A 1833-nucleotide genomic window follows, 5' to 3' on the forward strand; every position below is an offset into this window, starting at 1 on the left:
AGTTACTTTTTCCTGCTCTTTTTCTGCTTATCTCAATCACCTTAGTCTAAACTCCAGAAATGAAAAAGCGATCGCTACTAAATCTAAAAAGACATCAATCGCCTACTCATTTCTAGAAAGCGATCGCTCTCAAACGAAAAACTCCCGATCGCTTAAAACATCATCTAAAAATTCCTAATCGCTATTAAATGAAAAAGCGATCGCTACTAAATCTAAAAAGACATCGATCGCCTACTCATTTCTAGAAAGCGATCGCTATCAAACAACAAACTCCCGATCACCTAAAACATCATCTAAAAATCCGTGATCGCCATCAAATGAAAAAGCGATCGCTCCTAAATCTGAAAAAACACCGCTCGCATCCATACTTCTAAAACACTGATTCGCTCTCAAACAACAAACTCCCGATCGCTTAAAACATCATCTCGAAATCCCTGATAGCCCTCAAATGAAAAAGCGATCGCTACTAAATCTAAAAAACTTCGATCGCCTACTCATGACTAGAAAGCGATCGCTATCAAACAAGACATTCCCGATCGCCTAAAATTTCTGATCGCATTTAAAATGACAAAACCCAACAAGTGATCGCTATCAAACAAAAAACACCATTCGTCTGCCAATCGCTTATTCCCAATCGCTATCAAACGAGACATTTCCGATTATCTAAAATATCATCCAAAAATCTCTGATCGCAATTCAAGCAAGCTTAGTCCAACATCAAGCAGAGCAAAGGGCTGAAGGTCTAGCGGAAAGGCTCAGAATGCTGGGAATCGATCCTGATATCTAAGACGATCGCACATGAGAATATTCTAAACAAGCTGAGGCGATCAATTCTATGATATCACTCAGCAATTTCATTCCAAAATTTAGAGTTATTTTGATAGCCCACAGTATTAAAAACATTATTCTTAATTTGTTCATAGTCAGAGCATTCTCTCTGGACAAATAAAGTACCAGCAGCCCTTGCAAATACTTCAAAATTATAAGCAATGACTGTACTCTCATGCCAAGACTCCGAACGAAGATAAGCTAAAATTTCTTCATTTTCAGTATTTAAGAGAATTACATATCCATCTGAATCTGCAATGTACAAATAGTTAATCGGGCGATCGCCACTTCCCCACCATATTCCTTTTTCATTATGATTATTTTCAATTAAAATCTGGGCATAGTTTTGATTGCTCCCAAACCAAATACCTCCAAATATCAAATCTCCAAAGTCGTACTTCAAAATACATGCCTTGAAAGAATATGGCAGTTTTACTTTAAGGTTAAATTCAATCTCATCTAACATTGCCGAGGATAGTTTGGAGTCCTTAAGGCGTAAGTCACTACAATCTGGCTGAATATCTTCGGGAATATCCTTATAAATTTGTTCCATCTTTTGATGGATTTCAGAAAACTCAAGTATCATACACTTAATAGAAGAAAATTTTTACTTATCATTATAGTGAAAGGGACCACCATAACCTATATGCGTTCCTTGTGGAACTGGGATTGCATAAGGACCTTGATCAACATGATGATGTATAAGTTTTTGGGTTTTATAATTAGCATGATCAGGATAATATTTTATCCACTGGTTATCTACTTTTGGAGAAAGCCCAAGCTGTTCGATCCTGTATTGATTTGATTTACTGATAGTTTCTGGTGGCGTTGTTGCATGAATAAAAAGAAGACAAAAGGTAAGAATTCAGGTAAGAATAGGAATGAGAGAAATAGAAGAAGGATCAATTAAAGCTTGACGGAAAAAATCAATGACAGATTTACCTTGAGCTTTACAGGTTTGAATAACCGTCAACAAAGCGGCGGTATTGTGTAAGCCATCCATAG

General features: G+C 36.7%; 4 protein-coding genes. All 4 read right to left on the minus strand.

Translation table 11 applies throughout. From position 1 onward, the window contains the following. Positions 1-258: 258 nt before the first annotated feature. Positions 259-393, minus strand: coding sequence for a hypothetical protein (locus PSE7429_RS27660; RefSeq protein ID WP_267879032.1), 135 nt, complete (start codon positions 391-393; stop codon positions 259-261). 107 nt (positions 394-500) lie between these two features. Continuing rightward, the gene (locus PSE7429_RS26455; RefSeq protein ID WP_158467670.1) at positions 501-653 is read right to left on the minus strand and encodes a hypothetical protein; all 153 of its coding nucleotides are present in this window, start codon (positions 651-653) and stop codon (positions 501-503) included. Positions 654-841: 188 nt separating this feature from the next. Then, on the minus strand, positions 842-1381 hold the full coding sequence (locus tag PSE7429_RS22660; RefSeq protein ID WP_158467671.1) for an SMI1/KNR4 family protein: 540 nt from the start codon (positions 1379-1381) through the stop codon (positions 842-844). A 54-nt stretch (positions 1382-1435) separates the two neighbouring features. Continuing rightward, on the minus strand, positions 1436-1693 hold the full coding sequence (locus tag PSE7429_RS28095; protein ID WP_083888459.1) for a hydrolase: 258 nt from the start codon (positions 1691-1693) through the stop codon (positions 1436-1438). Positions 1694-1833 lie beyond the last annotated feature (140 nt).

The sequence above is a fragment of the Pseudanabaena biceps PCC 7429 genome (assembly GCF_000332215.1).
GTDB classification, from domain to species: domain Bacteria; phylum Cyanobacteriota; class Cyanobacteriia; order Pseudanabaenales; family Pseudanabaenaceae; genus Pseudanabaena; species Pseudanabaena biceps.

Bases quoted from the DNA above. Each gene is read 5' to 3' on its own strand.
- PSE7429_RS26455 (WP_158467670.1), bottom strand. From the start codon at position 653: ATGTCTCGTTTGATAGCGATTGGGAATAAGCGATTGGCAGACGAATGG.
- PSE7429_RS22660 (WP_158467671.1), bottom strand. From the start codon at position 1,381: ATGGAACAAATTTATAAGGATATTCCCGAAGATATTCAGCCAGATTGT.